This window comes from Devosia sp., from assembly GCF_024707125.1.
In the GTDB taxonomy this organism is placed as follows: domain Bacteria; phylum Pseudomonadota; class Alphaproteobacteria; order Rhizobiales; family Devosiaceae; genus Devosia.
The window spans coordinates 541,802-557,932 of record NZ_JANQAH010000009.1; the positions used below are offsets into that span (position 1 = coordinate 541,802).

At 62.1% G+C, this 16,131-nt stretch carries 17 protein-coding genes and 3 pseudogenes; 16 read left to right on the forward strand and 4 right to left on the reverse strand.

Going from position 1 to position 16,131, the window contains the following annotated elements:
* Window positions 1–53: 53 nt before the first annotated feature.
* From NVV77_RS12720 to NVV77_RS12750, 7 genes and pseudogenes are all read left to right on the forward strand, one after another.
* Window positions 54–236: pseudogene (locus NVV77_RS12720) on the forward strand (YegP family protein); the annotation flags it as partial.
* A gap of 24 nt (window positions 237–260) precedes the next feature.
* On the forward strand, window positions 261–422 hold the full coding sequence (locus tag NVV77_RS12725; protein WP_295414456.1) for a YegP family protein: 162 nt from the start codon (window positions 261–263) through the stop codon (window positions 420–422).
* A gap of 222 nt (window positions 423–644) precedes the next feature.
* On the forward strand, window positions 645–1,436 hold the full coding sequence (locus tag NVV77_RS12730; RefSeq protein WP_295413774.1) for an ABC transporter substrate-binding protein: 792 nt from the start codon (window positions 645–647) through the stop codon (window positions 1,434–1,436).
* A gap of 177 nt (window positions 1,437–1,613) precedes the next feature.
* Window positions 1,614–2,432, forward strand: a complete 819-nt coding sequence (locus NVV77_RS12735; RefSeq protein WP_295413776.1) for an amino acid ABC transporter permease — start codon at window positions 1,614–1,616, stop codon at window positions 2,430–2,432.
* Window positions 2,433–2,593: 161 nt separating this feature from the next.
* Window positions 2,594–3,115, forward strand: coding sequence for a CreA family protein (locus tag NVV77_RS12740; protein ID WP_295413778.1), 522 nt, complete (start codon window positions 2,594–2,596; stop codon window positions 3,113–3,115).
* Between the two features lie 159 nt (window positions 3,116–3,274).
* The gene (locus tag NVV77_RS12745; RefSeq protein WP_295413781.1) at window positions 3,275–3,910 is read left to right on the forward strand and encodes a peroxiredoxin; all 636 of its coding nucleotides are present in this window, start codon (window positions 3,275–3,277) and stop codon (window positions 3,908–3,910) included.
* A gap of 453 nt (window positions 3,911–4,363) precedes the next feature.
* Complete coding sequence (locus NVV77_RS12750) at window positions 4,364–4,714, forward strand: septal ring lytic transglycosylase RlpA family protein (protein ID WP_295414458.1); 351 nt, start codon at window positions 4,364–4,366, stop codon at window positions 4,712–4,714.
* A 53-nt stretch (window positions 4,715–4,767) separates the two neighbouring features.
* Here the strand turns inward: NVV77_RS12750 and NVV77_RS12755 are convergent, their stop codons facing one another.
* From NVV77_RS12755 to NVV77_RS12765, 3 genes and pseudogenes are all read right to left on the reverse strand, one after another.
* Entirely contained in the window at window positions 4,768–5,766 is a 999-nt protein-coding gene (locus NVV77_RS12755) for an aldo/keto reductase (protein ID WP_295413784.1), read from the reverse strand.
* Window positions 5,759–6,753 (reverse strand): annotated as a pseudogene (locus NVV77_RS12760) (aldo/keto reductase). Before NVV77_RS12760 ends, NVV77_RS12755 begins: the two are co-directional and overlap by 8 nt.
* Before the next feature lies 1 nt (window position 6,754).
* Complete coding sequence (locus NVV77_RS12765; RefSeq protein WP_295413787.1) at window positions 6,755–6,913, reverse strand: DUF1127 domain-containing protein; 159 nt, start codon at window positions 6,911–6,913, stop codon at window positions 6,755–6,757.
* 182 nt (window positions 6,914–7,095) lie between these two features.
* Here NVV77_RS12765 and NVV77_RS12770 point away from each other — a divergent pair, with 182 nt between their 5' ends.
* From NVV77_RS12770 to NVV77_RS12800, 8 genes and pseudogenes are all read left to right on the forward strand, one after another.
* Entirely contained in the window at window positions 7,096–7,968 is an 873-nt protein-coding gene (locus NVV77_RS12770) for a LysR family transcriptional regulator (RefSeq protein WP_295413789.1), read from the forward strand.
* Between the two features lie 80 nt (window positions 7,969–8,048).
* Entirely contained in the window at window positions 8,049–8,633 is a 585-nt protein-coding gene (locus tag NVV77_RS12775) for a hypothetical protein (RefSeq protein ID WP_295413791.1), read from the forward strand.
* An 89-nt stretch (window positions 8,634–8,722) separates the two neighbouring features.
* Complete coding sequence (locus NVV77_RS12780) at window positions 8,723–9,895, forward strand: MFS transporter (RefSeq protein WP_295413794.1); 1,173 nt, start codon at window positions 8,723–8,725, stop codon at window positions 9,893–9,895.
* Window positions 9,892–11,073, forward strand: a complete 1,182-nt coding sequence (locus NVV77_RS12785; protein WP_295413795.1) for an MFS transporter — start codon at window positions 9,892–9,894, stop codon at window positions 11,071–11,073. The genes NVV77_RS12780 and NVV77_RS12785 overlap by 4 nt, the downstream gene beginning before the upstream one ends.
* 69 nt (window positions 11,074–11,142) lie before the next feature.
* Window positions 11,143–12,297 carry an MFS transporter gene (locus NVV77_RS12790; RefSeq protein WP_295413797.1) on the forward strand — a complete coding sequence of 385 codons (1,155 nt, stop codon included), beginning with the start codon at window positions 11,143–11,145 and terminating at the stop codon, window positions 12,295–12,297.
* 70 nt (window positions 12,298–12,367) lie between these two features.
* Window positions 12,368–12,523 (forward strand): annotated as a pseudogene (locus NVV77_RS21975) (MmcB family DNA repair protein); the annotation flags it as partial.
* A 103-nt stretch (window positions 12,524–12,626) separates the two neighbouring features.
* Entirely contained in the window at window positions 12,627–12,755 is a 129-nt protein-coding gene (locus NVV77_RS21980) for an MmcB family DNA repair protein (protein ID WP_367178627.1), read from the forward strand.
* Window positions 12,756–12,770: 15 nt separating this feature from the next.
* Window positions 12,771–13,910, forward strand: coding sequence for an MFS transporter (locus NVV77_RS12800; RefSeq protein WP_295413800.1), 1,140 nt, complete (start codon window positions 12,771–12,773; stop codon window positions 13,908–13,910).
* Between the two features lie 4 nt (window positions 13,911–13,914).
* Here the strand turns inward: NVV77_RS12800 and NVV77_RS12805 are convergent, their stop codons facing one another.
* Window positions 13,915–15,570 (reverse strand): MBL fold metallo-hydrolase, encoded by a 1,656-nt coding sequence (locus tag NVV77_RS12805; protein WP_295413803.1) that lies wholly within the window; start codon window positions 15,568–15,570, stop codon window positions 13,915–13,917.
* A gap of 126 nt (window positions 15,571–15,696) precedes the next feature.
* On the opposite strand from NVV77_RS12805, the gene NVV77_RS12810 reads away from it, so the two are divergent.
* Window positions 15,697–16,047: a DUF1428 domain-containing protein gene (locus NVV77_RS12810; RefSeq protein ID WP_295413805.1), complete on the forward strand. Its 351-nt coding sequence runs from the start codon at window positions 15,697–15,699 to the stop codon at window positions 16,045–16,047.
* The last annotated feature ends 84 nt before the right edge of the window (window positions 16,048–16,131 follow it).

Consider the following 16,131-nt stretch of genomic DNA (forward strand, 5'->3'; position numbering starts at 1 on the left):
ATGCCCGGTTTTCGCTAGTCTTTCCTTGTCTTAACCAAGGGAGGCCCGGCGTCATGGCTCACAAGTTCAAGATCACTGCGGCTGCAAACGAGCAGTTCAAGTTTGCCTTCGTCTACAATGCCGAGACGATTTTCTGGTCGGAAAACTACAAGCAGAAGGCATCGGCCAAATCGGCGGTCGAGTCGCTGAAAAAGAATGCGCCTGAGGCGGCCACGGTCGATCTCTCCAAGGGTGAGGACGGCAAGGGCTATCGCTTCGAGATCGTCGAATCCAAGGATGGCCAGCACTTCGTGCGCTTCGTTGCTTCCAACAACGAAACCATGGCGCGCACCGAGACCTACAAGCAGAAATCAAGCGCGACCAACGCCATCGAATCGCTGAAAAAGAATGGTCCGGGCGCCGAGGTTGTCGACGAGGCCTAAGGGCTCGGCTGCCGACACCAACCGGCCTTTCCGGCACAAACCGCGTCTTCCCCGCGAAAGCGGGGATTTTCTGCGCGAACAGGGATTTCCGCTTTCGCGGGAATGACGTCGTGGTTGTTTGCCGTGCACCAGTCTTTTCGGAACTAAAATTGGCAGGGGCGCCTCGCCCCTTGCTGCAAACCGCAATATTGTCTGGCGATCAGAACGTTTGGGGACGCAACGATGTCTAGAACCTCCTCCTTTCTTGCTTTGGCCGCCGCGGCCTTGATCAGCCTGCCCGCCTCGGCACAGGACCTGCCAGATCTGGCTGGTCGCACCATCCATGCGGTGACGGAAAACGCCTATTACCCGCTCAATTTCGCCGATCCCAAGACCGGGGAAGGCATTGGGCTCGAATATGACGTGATCAACGAGATCGCCAAGCGCCTCAACGCCAAGGTCGAATGGGACCTCGTCGCCTGGGACGTGATGATTGAATCCGTCCGCACCGGCCAGTTCGATGTCGGCGCCGATGGCATCACCATCACTGCAGAGCGCGATGAGCAGATCGACTTCACCAAACCCTTCATCACGGTGGAGCAGTATTTTCTGGTCCGCGCCGACGAAGAGCGCATCACCAGCAAGGAAAGCTTTGCAGAGAACGCTGACCTGCTGTTCGGCGCCCAGGCTGGTACCTCGTCCTTCTACACGGCTATTTATGACGTGCTCGACGGCGATGAAGCCAACCCGCGGGTGAAAGTCTTCGATAGCTTTGGTGCCGCCGTTCAGGCCGTTAAGGCCGGCGACGTGGATGCGGTGATTGCCGACCAGGCGGCCTCGGCCGGCTATATCGGCGCCGATCCCGGTGCCTTCAAGCAGGTGGGTGAAGCGATCAAGGCCGACCCGCTCGGGCTGATCCTGACCCCGGGCTCAGATCTAGTAGAACCCTTCAATGCCGCGCTCGACCAGCTCGAGGCCGAAGGCTGGCTCGATGAGCGGATCAACTATTGGTTCTTTGAATATACGGGTGAGTAAGCCTTTGGCTTTTGGCGATTGCCAACACCCCCACCCGTCCTCCCCCATCAAGGGGGAGGTGAAGGAACGGTGGTTTTGGCTGGATCGTACCACCAACTCGATATGGCACCTCCCCCTTGATGGGGGAGGTTGGGAGGGGGTGACGACAAACTCGTTGCTTTCGGCTATCTCCCCCACATGACCACCCGCCCGCGCCGTCCCTCCATTCTTGCCCGTATGCCGTGGTGGCTGCTCGCTGTCGGGCTGCTGTTTGTGCTCGGCTTTTGGGCCATCACGGCTGACGAAACCTATGCCGATATCTTTCAAAAGCTCTCTGGCGGGGTGCTGACGACGCTGTGGGTGACGCTTGTCGCCTTTGGCCTGGCGACAATTTTGGGTCTGCTCATCGCCCTCGCCCGCACCTCGAACGTCCGCGTGCTGCGGGAAATCGCGACCTTTTACGTCGAAATCATCCGCGGCATCCCGATCCTGGTTTTTCTGTTCTACATCGCCTTTGTCGGCGCGCCGGCGCTGGTTTCCGCCTTCAATTGGGTGGTTGGCCCGCTCATCCAACTGGGCTGGATGGAACCGGCGACAGTGCGCGGCTTCGATTTCGTCTGGCGCGCGATCCTGGCGCTGACCATCTGCTACTCCGCCTTCATCGCCGAAATTTTTCGCGCCGGCATCGAGGCCGTGGGGCGCGGTCAAGTGGAAGCGGCGCGGTCGCTTGGGCTATCGCGCTTCCAGTGCTTTCGCCTCGTCATCATGCCCCAGGCCCTGCGCACCATCCTGCCCCCGCTCGGCAATGATTTCGTCTCGATGGTGAAGGACTCGGCCCTGGTGTCAGCGCTCGGGGTGCAGGACATTACCCAGCTTGGGAAATTGCATGCTTCGTCGAGCTTCCAGTTTTTCGAGACCTATAATGTCGTGGCCTTCCTCTATCTCACCATGACGATTTCGCTCTCGCTCTTGGTGCGATGGCTCGAAATGTTCATGGCGCGAAGAGATCGCGGTTAAGCTACGCCCCCATTCTGTCGTCACTACCGGACTTGTCCCGGTAGTCCCCAGCGGAGGAGAGATGGATTGCCGGGACGAGCCCGGCAATGAGGATGGAGGGGAGGTCACTTGCGGCAGCTCTTCACACCAACCATGTTGTAAAAACATCGCTGGAGGACCCAATGCACAAATTTGCCCGCCTTGCCGTTTTCGGAGCCGCCGTTCTCGCCCTTGCCGCCTGCGGCAATCGCAGTGAGGTGGGCAATGTCGGGGTCGACTGGACCGGCAATGATATTTCCATCGAAGCGGTGGCCGACCCCGATGTGCAGGGTGTGGTGTGCCACCTGGCCTTCTTCAATCGCTCCTTCATTGACCGCATCAGCCAGGGCAATTGGTTCGAGGACCCATCCTATTCTGCACTCGATTGCTCGGCTGTCGGCCCGATCACTGTGGGCGACATTCCGAAGAGCGGCAGCGAGGAAATCTTCAAGGAAGCGCGCTCGCTGATCTGGAAGTCGCTGCGCGTCACCCGCATTTACGATCAGGCGAATAATTCGCTGATCTATCTGGCGCATGCGCGCGAAATCCAGCAGGGCTCGGGCAAGATGAGCCTGTCGGTCGTGCCGCTCAACGGGCTCGACGTGACCTGGAAGAATGGCGCGCCCGCCGCTGGTGCCGTGTCCGGCTCGGTCATGGTGCAATAGGCCATTCCGGCCTCTGCCCTCACCAGGCAAAGGCTTGCCGGTCTTGGCTAAAACAAGGCAAAAGCGTTCCGCTCGCAGCCGCTTCAAACGGCGGCATGCGGCACGATATTCTCTTTTCAGACATTAAGCGCCGCCCGCTGGCGGCAAGGGAAGACAAACATGGCGATCCTGATCGGCGATACCGCCCCTGATTTCACCCTCGAATCCACCGAAGGCACCATTCACTTCCACGACTTCATTGAAGGGTCTTGGGCAGTGCTGTTCAGCCACCCCAAGAACTTCACCCCGGTCTGCACCACCGAACTCGGCTATACCGCCAAGCTGAAACCCGAATTCGAAAAGCGCGGCGTGAAGGTTCTGGGTCTTTCCGTCGACAAGCTCGAAGACCATGGCGGCTGGGCCAAGGATATCGAAGAGACGCAGGGCGCTGCGCTCAACTTCCCGCTGCTGGCCGATACCGAAGGCAAGGTGGCGCGTCTTTACGACATGATTCACCCCAATGCCGACAATACCCTGACCGTCCGTTCCGTCTTCGTTGTCGGCCCGGACAAGAAGGTAAAGCTCAAGATCGAATATCCCGCTTCGACCGGCCGCAATTTTGATGAAGTGCTGCGCGTGATCGACAGCCTGCAACTGACCGCCAAGCACCAGGTGGCAACGCCCGTGAACTGGAAGAGCGGCGAGGACGTGATCATCGTTCCTGCCGTTTCCAATGAAGCGGCCAAGGCCAAGTATCCCGAGGGCTGGAAGGAACTGAAGCCCTATCTCCGCATTGTGCCTCAGCCGCGTGGCTGAGCCACAGGCATCTGTCTTCTCCCTGACTGACTGGGCGGTGGATCACTCCATCGCCCATTTTCTTTGCCGCAATTGCCCTTTTGCCTGCCCAAATCGGGCCATAGTCATTGTTCGCATTTTATGAAAAGGCCGGAATTCTCGTAATTCACAGGCTTGACCGCCCGAAATCCGGGCTTTTCTGTCACTTCCTTGGAACCGTTGCCTCATGGCCACAGTGCACAACGTGGTTTCCTGATTCTTACCAATCGGGGCGTGGGGCCTGCCGAATCGGCTTTTCTTGAGATTCAGTTTCTAAGAATCGATCAAGTCCACCTGAATGGTTAATGAATGACTGCCGCCAAACCTGCGGCAATGAGGCAACACAGCACAATCTCGCGCGATTCCGCCCTTAATCGTGCCGCGCCTCATCTTTAGTCAAAGCTCATCGACAACTTCAGTGAGCATAGACCATTGATCAGAAGAGCCGTTCTCGTCGCCGCAGCGGCGGCCGCCCTCGCACTAACTTCGACGGCAGCCTACGCCCAATGTGGTGGCGCTTCCTGGTATGGCCCCGGCTTTAACGGCAAGCGGGCAGCATCGGGAGAAATCTTCAACGAAAACGCCATGACGGCGGCGCATCGTTCTCTCCCCTTCGGCACCAAGGTTCAGGTCACCGACCAGAACTCGGGCAAGTCGATTGAAGTGGTCATCAATGATCGCGGGCCCTTCCACGGCAAGCGCATCATCGACCTTTCGAAAGCCGCGGCCAACGCCCTCGGCTTCCGCAATCGCGGTGTGACCTCGGTCTGCCTCGAATCCATGTGATCCCTTTTTGATCATGCGTCAGTGAAAAGGCCGCCCCGTAGGGCGGCCTTTCGTTATCTGAGGCCCAAAACCTCGATGGCGGCGAGCCGTTCGGGATCAAGTGGCCCCCGCCTTTCCGCTTCAAGCGCCATACGCAGTTCTTCCCGGTTCTTCACGCCCAGCACGAGCGTATCGACGCCTTCGATGCCAAGCGCATAGCGATGGGCCACGAGCGCCGGGTCTTCGCCCCAGCGGGCACAAAGCTCCCGGAAGGATTGGGCGCGGGCAAAATCCTCCCGGTCGGGGCCGTGGGTGTCGGGCCGGTCGAAGCTGCTTGTAAGAGCCCCTGCCTGCACGGCCCGCACGCCCATGACGCCGACTCCGGCCGCCTGTGCTGCCGCGATCACATCGCGCGGACGCGGGGCGAGGCCGGTGCCATTCATCGCGCCGGGACTATCGAGCAGATTGGCAATGGCTTGCACGGCCGCCGGGAGGGGGCCCGAGAACAGGGCATCGATGGTCGCGGCGGCGTGGTTGATACCGGTAATGCCCCAATCGCCGATGAGGCCTTCCTGCACGAGGCGCGCAAAGGCCGGGCGCACCGCATTGCGATAGAGCGTGAGACTGGTCGAACGCTCGTTCTTGGGTGGTTCGCCGGGCGGATAGTCATAATCGTCCGGGCGTATCTCGCTATGGAGCAGCATCATGTCCACGCGTTCGAGCCGCATGGCGGCAAGGCTCTTTTGGAGAGAAGTTTTGAGGCGGGGATAGACATCTTCCTCGGGAACGGTGCCGAGGCTGTATTTGGTTGTCACCCGCACCCCCTTGGGCAATTTCCCCTCGAAGGCGCGGCCGATCATGGCTTCACAGATGAGATAGCCGGGCGCCGCATCGAGGAGCGAGATACCGCCATCGACGGCGGCGCGGAGCGTGGCGACGGCCTCGTCCTCCGAGGTCGGGCCCCAGACCTGGCCGATGCCGCCACCGCCAAGGGTAAGCCGGCTGACGGGACCAAAGCGGCCGAGGCGATTGGTGGTCATGGTTGTTTCGGCAAGCGTATCGGCATCAAACATGTTCGATTTCCTTGTTCAGAATGCCCGAAATCTCGGCCATGACGGTGGCGGGCAGGGGGCCTTTTCCAGGGCGCCGAGATTGTCGCGGACCTGTGCCTCGGTCTTGAAGCCGGGGATGGGGATGGTGTGGGGCGAGCGGGCAAGGTTCCAGCCGAGCGCGCCCTGCGCCACGGTGCGGCCGCCTGATGTCAGGAGGTCGCGTAGGGCGTCCACCTTGGCGAGGGTTTCCGGCTTTGGCCTTCCATCGGCGAAGAACCGCACCCAGGAGTGACCCGCCGCCCGCACATCGTCCTTGGCAAGGCGCGAAGTGGCGGAAAACTTGCCGCTCAGCATGCCCATGGCGAGGGGCGAACGATTGAGGCTCGCAAGTTCAGCCTCGGCGCAGAGAGCCAGCATGTCCGGCCCGTCGCAGAGTACGCTCAATTCCTGCTGCACGGCGGCAAAATGCGGATATTTCAGCATGCGCCGGGCGGCAGCGGCATTGTCGGTGCTCCAGCCCCAGGCGCGGATGCGGCCTTTTTCGACAAGGCCTTCCAAAGCCTCGCCGGCCCGGTCGGCGACGTCGTCGCTGAGATCGCCGACATGGATCTGGTAGAGGTCGATGCAGTCTGTGCCCAGGCGCTTCAGCGATTTGGCCGAGGCCCAGTCGATATAGCTCGGCGAGACATCGGTCGCGACCAGCGCCTTGCCCCTCTCGTCATAGGTGTAGCCAAATTTGGTGGCGATAAAGGTCTCGTCACGGCGACCTTTGAGGGCGCTGCCCAAAATGGCCTCGCTGTGGCCGGTGCCATAGGCATCGGCCGTGTCGAAGAGGCTGGCACCGAGGTCGAGGGCAAGCTCGATGGCGCGCACCGATTGCGCGTCATCGACCTGGCCCCAGCCGTCATTGCGCCCGTCGAGGGTAAAATGCCCGCCAATGGCCCAGCAGCCCATGCCGATGGCGCCGACCTTTGGGCCATAGGGCCCGAGTTTGCGTTTTTGCATCATGTCATTCTCCTTCGCAGGTCCGGGTGGAAATGAAGTCGGCAATGCCGCTGCGCTTGGTGCCGATATCGGTCAGCAGGCGATCGTCGAGCATGGACAGCTTGCGGCGGGTGACGTTGCGCAGGTGCCAGCGGCGCAGACGGCTTGTGATGGGTTCGAACATGATTTCGTCTCCTCGGATTTTTGCGTGCAAACACCCGGCGCCGGATTGGGATCAGGCGTTTCAAAACTGGTGCTTTCTGCAAAGGCTGGGACCGCTCTCGGCGACCCGGTGAGGAGATAATTGCGCTTTTGTATGCCGTTACGCTACAGTCGAGACTGCAAGGCGCTTTTCAGGAATGAAAAATGGATTTCTCCTGGGACGATCTCCGGCTGTTTTTGGATGTGGCGCGGCTCGGCGGGTTGAGCGCGGCGACGGAAACGACGGGCCTTTCGGCGGCGACCCTCGGCCGGCGCGTGACGGCGCTGGAGCGACAGGTGGGCGAGCCGCTCTTCGTGCGCAGCCAGACCGGCTATCGGCTAACGCCCTCGGGCGAAGAACTGCTGCTACGCGCCGAAGAGGTTGAGGGGGCCATGCTGTCCCTAAAACGCTGGAAGGATGGTGCCATCGGCGAGCGCGTGGTCCGCGTTTCGGCCGGGCCCTGGACCTCGGCTTTCCTCGCGAAAAATATCGGAAAAATCTGGACGGCGGGCGACCGCTTCGCGCTCGAACTGGTGACCGCCAACCACAAGGTCGATATCGGCCGGCGCAATGCCGATATCGGCATCCGCAACCAGCGGCCGACCGAGCAGTGGCTCGCAGGGCGCTTGGTGGGCAAGGTTGCCTATGGGCTCTATGCGCGACCGGAACTTATTAGTGGCGTCGCGGCTGGTTACTTCGTTGGTGTCGCTGGCGACGGCAGCCAGACCCATTCGGCCCGCTGGCTGCATGCCCGGCATGGCGATCGGATCGCGACGCGCGGCAATGACGCCATGAGCGTGCTGGAACTGGTGGCAGCAGGCGCTGGCATGTCGGTCTTTCCCTGCTTTGTCGGCGATAGCGATCCACGCGTCGATCGCATGGCGGGCACCATTCCCGAACTCGAGACCGACCAATGGCTCGTCTGTCACCACGAAGAGCGCCACACCCCGGCCGTGCGCGCCGTCACCGAGCGCATCGCCGCGCTGATGCACGAGAACGGACCGCTGTTTCGCGGGGAAAAGCCGATCTACGGGTAGTTCCGGAAGATTTCGTTAGGCCCCTATTAGGGCCTTGGGCTTAGCATTCGCTCCGGGAATGCAGCAGGGACAGCGGTGCTATGAAAGCATACGCCTATGTCGTCGGGCCGGGGGACACGGCCTGGCAGACGCTTTTCGACATGGCCGGAAATATCGGCTTTGCCGGTGTGTCGGACTATCGCGGTATCAGCCAGGTCGTGCAGCAGGCGGGCGAAACCCCGGTCTGCTATTTTCTCTTCTCTCCCGTCGCCGATCTCAGCGCATTGCGGCCCGTGGCCGATGCGATCCGCTTTGCCGCCTCACGCACCATCCGCTTTTCGCCCATGGTCTATTGTGCCGAGGATCCATCGATCGACACCATCATGGCCTGCATCAATATGGGTTTTGACGACATCGTGGCCCTGCCGCAGTCGACCTCGAAACTGCGCGAGCGCCTCGGCCGGCAGATCGGCCAGAACATGGTTTTTTACGAGACTGCCGGTTATTTCGGTCCCGACCGGCGCAATCGCGTCGCGGCGCTGAAGCCGAACCCGGTCGCCAATCGCGTCGGCGGGCCGTTCCGGCGGCTCGAAATCGTCCGCAATCTGCTCGATGGGGTCTCGGTGCTGCGTGACGAGTTCTCCAGCCCATCCGGTGATGTGGCAGCAATGCAAACGTTGCAATAAACTCTATTGGGGCATGCGCGGGCCCATTTCGCTGCGCCGTGAAATGTCCTAACGTCGCCTCTGACTGATCTTTAGAGCATTTTCCTATCATGCGATTCGGCATTGAGCTGCCGCCCCAGATCAAGGTCTTCGGGGCGTTTTTCATTTATTCCTTTGCCATGGGCAGCATTTTCCCGCGCCTGCCCGATATCCAGACGGCTATGGGCGTGGGCGAAGGCGCGCTTGGCCTGGCGCTGATCGGCTCGGCCGTCGGCACGCTGATCTCGCTGACCTTTGCCGGCCGCGTGGTCGAAGCCATTGGCTATCGCCGCGTGCTGCTGACTGCCATTCCGCTGCTTTCGGCGCTTTATGCGCTGGCAAGCTGGGCGCAGACGCCACTGACATTCTTCCTGCTGCTGCTGCCGGTTGGTCTCACTATCGGCGCCATCGAAGTCATCATCAATGTCGAGGCCGACCGGGTGGAACACGCCATCGGCCGCCGCATCATGAGCCGCGCGCATGCCTTCTGGAGCCTGGGCTTCTTTGCCGCCGGCATGGTGGGCTCCTTCATCGCCCAGACCGGGCTCGAAGTGCATTACCACCTGCTCATCATGATCCCGGTCATCATCGTCGCGACCCTTCTTGTCCTCGGCCGCTTCGAGCCGGCCGCGCATCGCGCCGGGACCAGCACGGATGAAGCGCCGCGCTTTGCCCGCCCGACCCTGCCGATCATGGCGCTGGTCGCCGTCTGTCTCTCCGCCATGCTCATGGAAGGCGCAGGGATCGACTGGTCGGCCATCTATATGCGCGATCTCTTCAATGCCGAACCTTTCTGGGCAGGTCTCGCCGTGGCAACCGTTGCCGGTTCGCAGGGCGTAGCGCGCTTCTTTGCCGACGGTTTTGTCGAGCGTTTTAGTCCGGTGCTCGTTGCCCGCGTGCTGCTCACCGTGCTCGGCATCGGCGTGCTGCTGGCCTTCTTCGCGCCGGCCGCCTGGGTCGCCTATCTCGGTTTTGCGCTCATTGGCGTCGGCTCCAGTGCGCTCTTCCCGCTGGCCATGTCGGCCGCCGCGCAGCAGACCGACCGCCCTGCCGCCGTCAATGTGGCGGCGCTCGCGCAGTTCTCCTTCACCGCCTTCCTCTTGGGACCGCCGCTCCTCGGGTTCATCGGCGAGCATTTTGGCATCCAGTGGGTCTTTGGCGTCGGTATTCCGCTTGTCCTCCTTGGCTTCACCACGGCCCATGTCCTGGCGCCCAAACCCGTTCTGCGCGAGGCCACGTCATGATTGCGCCCCAGCACCGCATCTATGCGAGCTTCTTCCTTTTCGCCGTGACGACGGGCGCGCTGATGGCGCGCCTGCCTGATATCCAGACCCATTTCGGCATTTCCGAGGGGCAACTGGGCCTGACCATGATCGGCATGGCCATCGGCTCGTTGATTTCGCTCACCTTTGGCCCGCCCGTGGTCGAAAAGCTCGGCTTCCGCAAGACGGCGCTGTTCACCGTGCTCGGCCCGGCGCTGCTTTTTGCCACCATTCCCTGGCTGCCGGTGGCCCCGGCCATGTTTGCCGTGCTGTTCCTGGCAGGGCTTCTGGCTGGCGCGCTCGAGATCAATCTCAATGTCGAAATCGACCGGCTCGAAGTGCAGACTGGTCAGCGTTTCATGAACCGCGCCCATGGTTTCTGGAGCGTCGGTTTCTTCGTCACCGCGCTTTTTGGCGCCATGATCCGCCAGTCGGGCCTTTCGGCCGGCCTGCATCTGGGCATTGTGGCGGTGATCGTCGTTGTCGTTGCTGGTTACCTGCTGTTTTCGGCGACGGAAGCGCCGAAACCGGCAAAGGTCGAGGGCCAAAGCCATGGCTTTGCCTTCCCCAATCTGGGCCTGCTGCCGCTCTGTCTCATCGGCTTTGCTGCCTTCCTCGTCGAAGGCGCTGGTATCGACTGGTCGGCCATCTACATGCGCAATGTTTTTGCTGTGGAGCCCTTCATCGGCGGCATGGGCCTGACGCTCTTTGCCTTCTTCATGGCGGCGATGCGTCTCTCGGCCGATCCCATCGTTGCCCGCTTCGGGCCGCGCAATGTCGCCATGGTCATGCTGACGGCGGCGAGTTTTGGCGCTCTCCTCGTCGGCACGGCGCCGACGGCAGCATTGGCGCTTGTCGGCTTTGCCCTGATGGGCGCAGGCTGCTCGGCCGTCTATCCGCTGGCCGTTTCGGCCGCGGCGCAGCGCACCGATCGCCCCGCGGCGGTCAATGTGGCGGCCATCGGCCAGGTGAGTTTTGTCGTTTTCTTCCTGGCGCCGCCGCTGCTTGGTTTCGTGGCCGAGTTCCTGGGCATCCGCTGGTCCTATCTCATCTGCCTGCCGCTGCTGCTGGCCGGCCTTTGGGCGTCGAGCTTTGCGCTGGGCACCAAGAAGGTGGATGCGCCCCACGGCCTGCCGCCCGAGCCGACGCCGCTCGGCTGACCGGCAAAAGACGATTGCTGACGGGTTCTGACGCCGCCGCACGCCAGAACCCGGGCAAGGAGAATTTTCATGCGCCCACACTACCGGATTTTCGGGGTGTTCTTCATTTTCGCGCTCTCGATGGGCGCCATGCTGTCGCGCCTGCCCGACCTGCAGCTCCAGTTTGGACTGAGCGAGGGGCAGTTGGGGCTGATGTTGATCGCCATGTCCTGCGGGGCGCTGGTGGGCCTTACTTTTTCCGGTCCCTTCATCGCCCGCTATCCGGCGCGGACAGGCGTCTTCGTCACCATTTTCATCGCTTCGGCGCTCTATGCGCTGGTGCCGTTCATGCCTTCGGCCCTCTTCGTGGTGCCGCTGCTGTTTTTCGCCGGCATCTGCGCGGGTGCGGTCGAAATCATCGTCAATCTCGAGGCTGACCGCCTTGAAGCCCAGCTTGGCTACGGCATCATGAGCCGCACCCATGGCATGTGGAGCCTCGGCTTTTTCGTGACGGCGCTCATCAGTTCCGGCCTGCGGCAGGCCGGTGTGCCGGTCACTCTGCATCTGGTGGGTGCGTTCATCGTCGTGGTGATTGCCGGGCTTTTTGTCTTCCGCGGCATCGAGAATGCGCCGCTGCGGCCCGATTCCCATGCCGGGGAAGCGCCGCGCATCGCCTTTCCGACCATTGGCCTTGCGGCCCTCTGCATCATTGGCGCGGCGCCGCTTCTGGCCGAGGGCGCCGGGATCGACTGGTCGGCGATCTATATGCGCGACGTGTTCCACGTCGAACCCTTTATTGGTGGCCTCAGCGTCACTGTCTTCTCGCTGGCCATGGCTGTCGCGCGTCTCTCCATGGACGGCGTCGTCGACCGCTTTTCGCCACGCGCCGTGGCGGCAACGCTGCTGCTGATCGCCATGACGGGTCTGATCATGGTGGCGACGGCGCCGCATGAATATGTGGCGCTCTTCGGCTTCGTGCTGACCGGCATTGGTTGCAGCGCCGTCTATCCGCTGGCGGTCTCGGCGGCAGCGCAGCGCACGGATCGGCCGGCCTCGGTCAATGTTGCTTCGCTCGGGCAGATGACCTTTGTGGTCTTCTTCCTCGCTCCGCCTCTGCTTGGCCTCGTTGCCGAAGAGTTCGGTATCCGCATGTCCTATTGGGTGGTGGTACCGCTGCTGGTTGCCGCGCTCCTTGTCATCCGCGCCCTGCCGGCGCGGAGATTTGCAGCGGTCGCCCATGGCTGAGGATCTGCCGTCCATTGTCGATTTGAGACAATCGGCCACGGCTCTGCGCGTGCAGCGCGGGGTCATGCGCATGCTGCGCGAGCGGCACGACATGGCGTGCTATGCCGAAGTGCCGCTCAGCAATGGGCGGCGCGCCGACGTCTTGGCGGTGGGGCCAAAAGGCGAGATCTGGATCATCGAGATCAAGTCGAGCCTGATCGATTTTCAGGTCGATCGAAAATGGCCCGAATATCGCGAATTTTCCGACAAGTTCTTCTTTGCCAAACCGCCCGAACTCGATGGGGAAATTTTTCCCGAAAGCGAGGGCCTCATTGTTGCCGACGGGCATGATGGCGCCATTCTGCGCGATAGCCCCGATACCCCCCCTTGCCCCCGCCCGCCGCAAGGCACTGATGCTGAAACTGGCCCGCCTGGGCGCCGACCGCATCCATGTGCTGATGGACCCCGGTCCGCGCTAAAGTACTGACCAGATAATGACCTCTGCCCGCTGGCGCGTGATCGCGCTCTTCTTCACCCATGCCCTGGCTGCCGGCGCGATCCATACGCGCATTCCCGACCTGCAGGTTGCGATGGGGCTTTCGGAGGGCCAGCTGGGCCTGGTGCTGATGGGCCAGCCGCTTGGCGCGCTCTCCATGTTCCTGTTTTCGAGCGCCATCATCGAGCGTTTCGGGCCAAGGCGGACCATTCTGGCGGTGCTGCCCATCGTCATCATCACAGCGGCTCTGGCGACCGTGTTGCTGCATCCCGCGGCGCTGTTCATCCTCCTTGCCTTCAATGGCATCGGCTTCTCGCTCAGCAATATCGCCATGAATGTCGAGGCCGACCGGGTAGAGGCGGCGACCGGCGCGCGGGTGATGAACACCTGTCATGGCGTCTGGAGCGTCGGATTCTTGCTGACCTCGCTCCTCGGCGCGACGCTGCGCGGTTTTCATGTCGATCCGGCGATTCACCTCTGGGCGCTGGCGCCGCTGCTGATCGTGCTCCTGCTGGTTGTCGTCGTGCCCATGCCGGTCATGCCGCCGCGCCCGCATAGCGGCGAAAAGGTCAAAAAGCTGGCGCTGCCGACGCTGGCGACACTTGGCCTTGTTGCCTTCGGGCTCGGTGCCGGCCTGACGGAAGGCGCCTCGCGCGCCTGGTCGATTATCTATCTGCGCGACAGTTTTGATGTGTCGCCCTTTGTCGAGTCGCTGGCTTTGCCGGCCCTTCTCGCTGCTATGGCCGTGGGCAGGTTGCTGGCCGATCGTGTCATCGACCGCTTTGGGCCGGTACGGGTGACGCGACTGCTTTCGGCTGTCGCCGTTGCAGGCATGGTCCTCATCGTGCTCTCGCCCAATGCCTACATCGCGCTAGCCGGCTTCGTGATCGTCGGCATCGGCATCTGCGTGCTCTATCCGCTGATGCTCTCGGCTGCTGCACGGATCGGCGATCGCCCGGCGAGCCAGAACGTGGCCGCGACGACGCTGATCTTCCAGCTCGTCAATCTCGGCGCGCCCGCCTTGATCGGCGCCGTGGCGCAGGGGCTCGGGGTGCGCATGGCGTTTTCCATGCTCATCCCCTTGCTGGTCCTGACCTTTGTGATGGCCGGGCGCCTGAAGCCGCGCCCGGCGTCATAGAAAACTATTCGTCGAAGGCCTGTGTCTCGACCGGGGTGACCGGCGTGGGCACGGGCGTGGGGCTGGGCGCGGCGCCCAGTTCCGAGAGTTTTCGCTGCAGCGAGGTCATCAGCGCCAGTTTTTCGCTGTCGGGCAGGTCGTGGAGGCGCTGGCTCAGGCGGATGGTAAAATCCGAGAAGGCATTGTGCCAATCGGCCGGCAACTGCCTGAGATCGACGCGGCGGGCGGCCGGTGCCTTGGCGGCGGCAATGCCGGCAGCGGTCAGCTCAAAATAGTCGTCGAGTTGCGGCAGGACGATCTGGTCGCCGCCAAGGCCCGTGGCCATCAGCGCGGCGCGCAGGGCCGTGCGCTCTTCGTCCTCGCCATGGGTGAGGAAAATGGCGCCATGGGCGGGGAGGCGCTCCTTGATCCACTCCATCAATTCCGAATGATCGGCATGGGCGGAATAATTGCCCATGGAGCGCACGGTGGCGCGCACCGGCACCAGCGTGCCGTGGATGCGTACTTCCTTGGCGCCCGAGAGAATGATCTGGCCCAACGTGCCCGGCGCCTGATAGCCGACAAAGAGCACCGTGGCATTGGCGCGGATGAGGTTGTTTCTGAGGTGATGCTTGATGCGGCCGGCATCGGCCATGCCGGAAGCCGACATAATGATGGCGCCACCCTTGATGGCATTGAGCGCTTTTGAATCCTCCACCGCCTCGATGATGCGGAAGCGGGAATCGTTGAAGAGCTCGTCGGCCGCGAGCTCGGTATCCTCGAACATCTTTGCATATTTGCGATAGACGCCGGTCACTTTGCTGGCGAGCGGAGAATCGAGCACGACGAGGCGCGGATTGATTTCGCCGTCGCGAATGAGGACGCCGATATCGTGCAGCAGTTCCTGGCTGCGCTCGACCGCGAAGGCCGGGATGACGAGATTGCCGCCCTTGCCCAAAGCAAGGTTGATCTCGGTCTTCAGCGCCTCGCGGCGCTGGGCAAGGGTATAGTCCTCGCGCTCGCGCCCGCCATAGGTGGATTCTGAAAGGATATAGTCAAAACCGGCCGGGCCTTCGGGCTCGTTGTAAAACACCTTTTCGTCCGGGCCGATATCGCCCGAGAACATCAGGCGCACCGGCTTGCCGTCGCCATTGATGACTTCGACCTCGATGGAGGCCGAGCCGATGATATGGCCGGCATTCCAGTAGCGGGCGCGCACGCCCGGACCGGGATTGATCCATTCTCCGTAGTTGCAGGTCTGGCGGTGCAGCAGCGCTTCGGTGGCGTCTTCCATCGTGTAAAGGGGCTTGGCCGGCTCATCGCCGCGACGGCCGCGCTTCTTGGTCTCGCGCTCGGCTTCGCTTTCCTGAATGCCGGCGCTGTCGGGGAGGAGATATTCGAGGAGGCCGGCCGTGGGCTCGGTCATCCACATCGGCCCGCGCCAACCTTCCGCGTAGAGTTTCGGAAGCAGTCCCGCGTGGTCGATATGAGCGTGGGTCAGGAGCAAAAAGTCGATTTCTTTGGGGTTGAAGGGCGTGGGTTTCAGGTTGAGGTCGCGCACCGACTTGTTGCCCTGAAACAGCCCGCAATCGACGAGGAATTGCCCCTGAGGATGCACCACCCGGTAGCACGATCCGGTGACCGTCCCTGCTGCGCCGTGGAAATGGAGGGTCACCGTCATCGAAAAGACTCCCGATTTTTCTCGTTGGGTGTCGAACTTAGCCCCAGCCATTCGTCAAAGTCGAGGCGGCGGAGCAACCGTGATTGTGTCTCTGCCGTTTTGCTCGAGTGAATGAGGAGAGACGAAATGACCTATATCGATGGCTATGTCGCTGCCGTGCCGAGGGCGAACAAGGACCAATACATCACCCATGCCCGGGGCGTGGCGGAGCTCGCCAAGCAGTGGGGTGCAACCCGCACTGTCGAGAACTGGGGCGACGATGTGCCGCCGGGCAAGGTGACGGACTTTCAGCGCGCCGTGCAGGCCAAGGAGGACGAGGTCATCGTCTTTTCCTGGATCGAATATCCCGACAAGGCGACGCGCGACGTCGTGATGAAGAAAATGATGGAAGATCCGGCCATGCAGAACGTCCCCGACATGCCGTTTGACGGCAAGCGGATGATCTTTGGCGGGTTTTCGAACCTGTTTGTGGTCTGACGACCGGCAAGCGCTGCGTCATTCCCGCGAAAGCGGGAATCTCGCTTAAGGAAACAGAGATCCCCGCTTTCGCGGGGATGACGC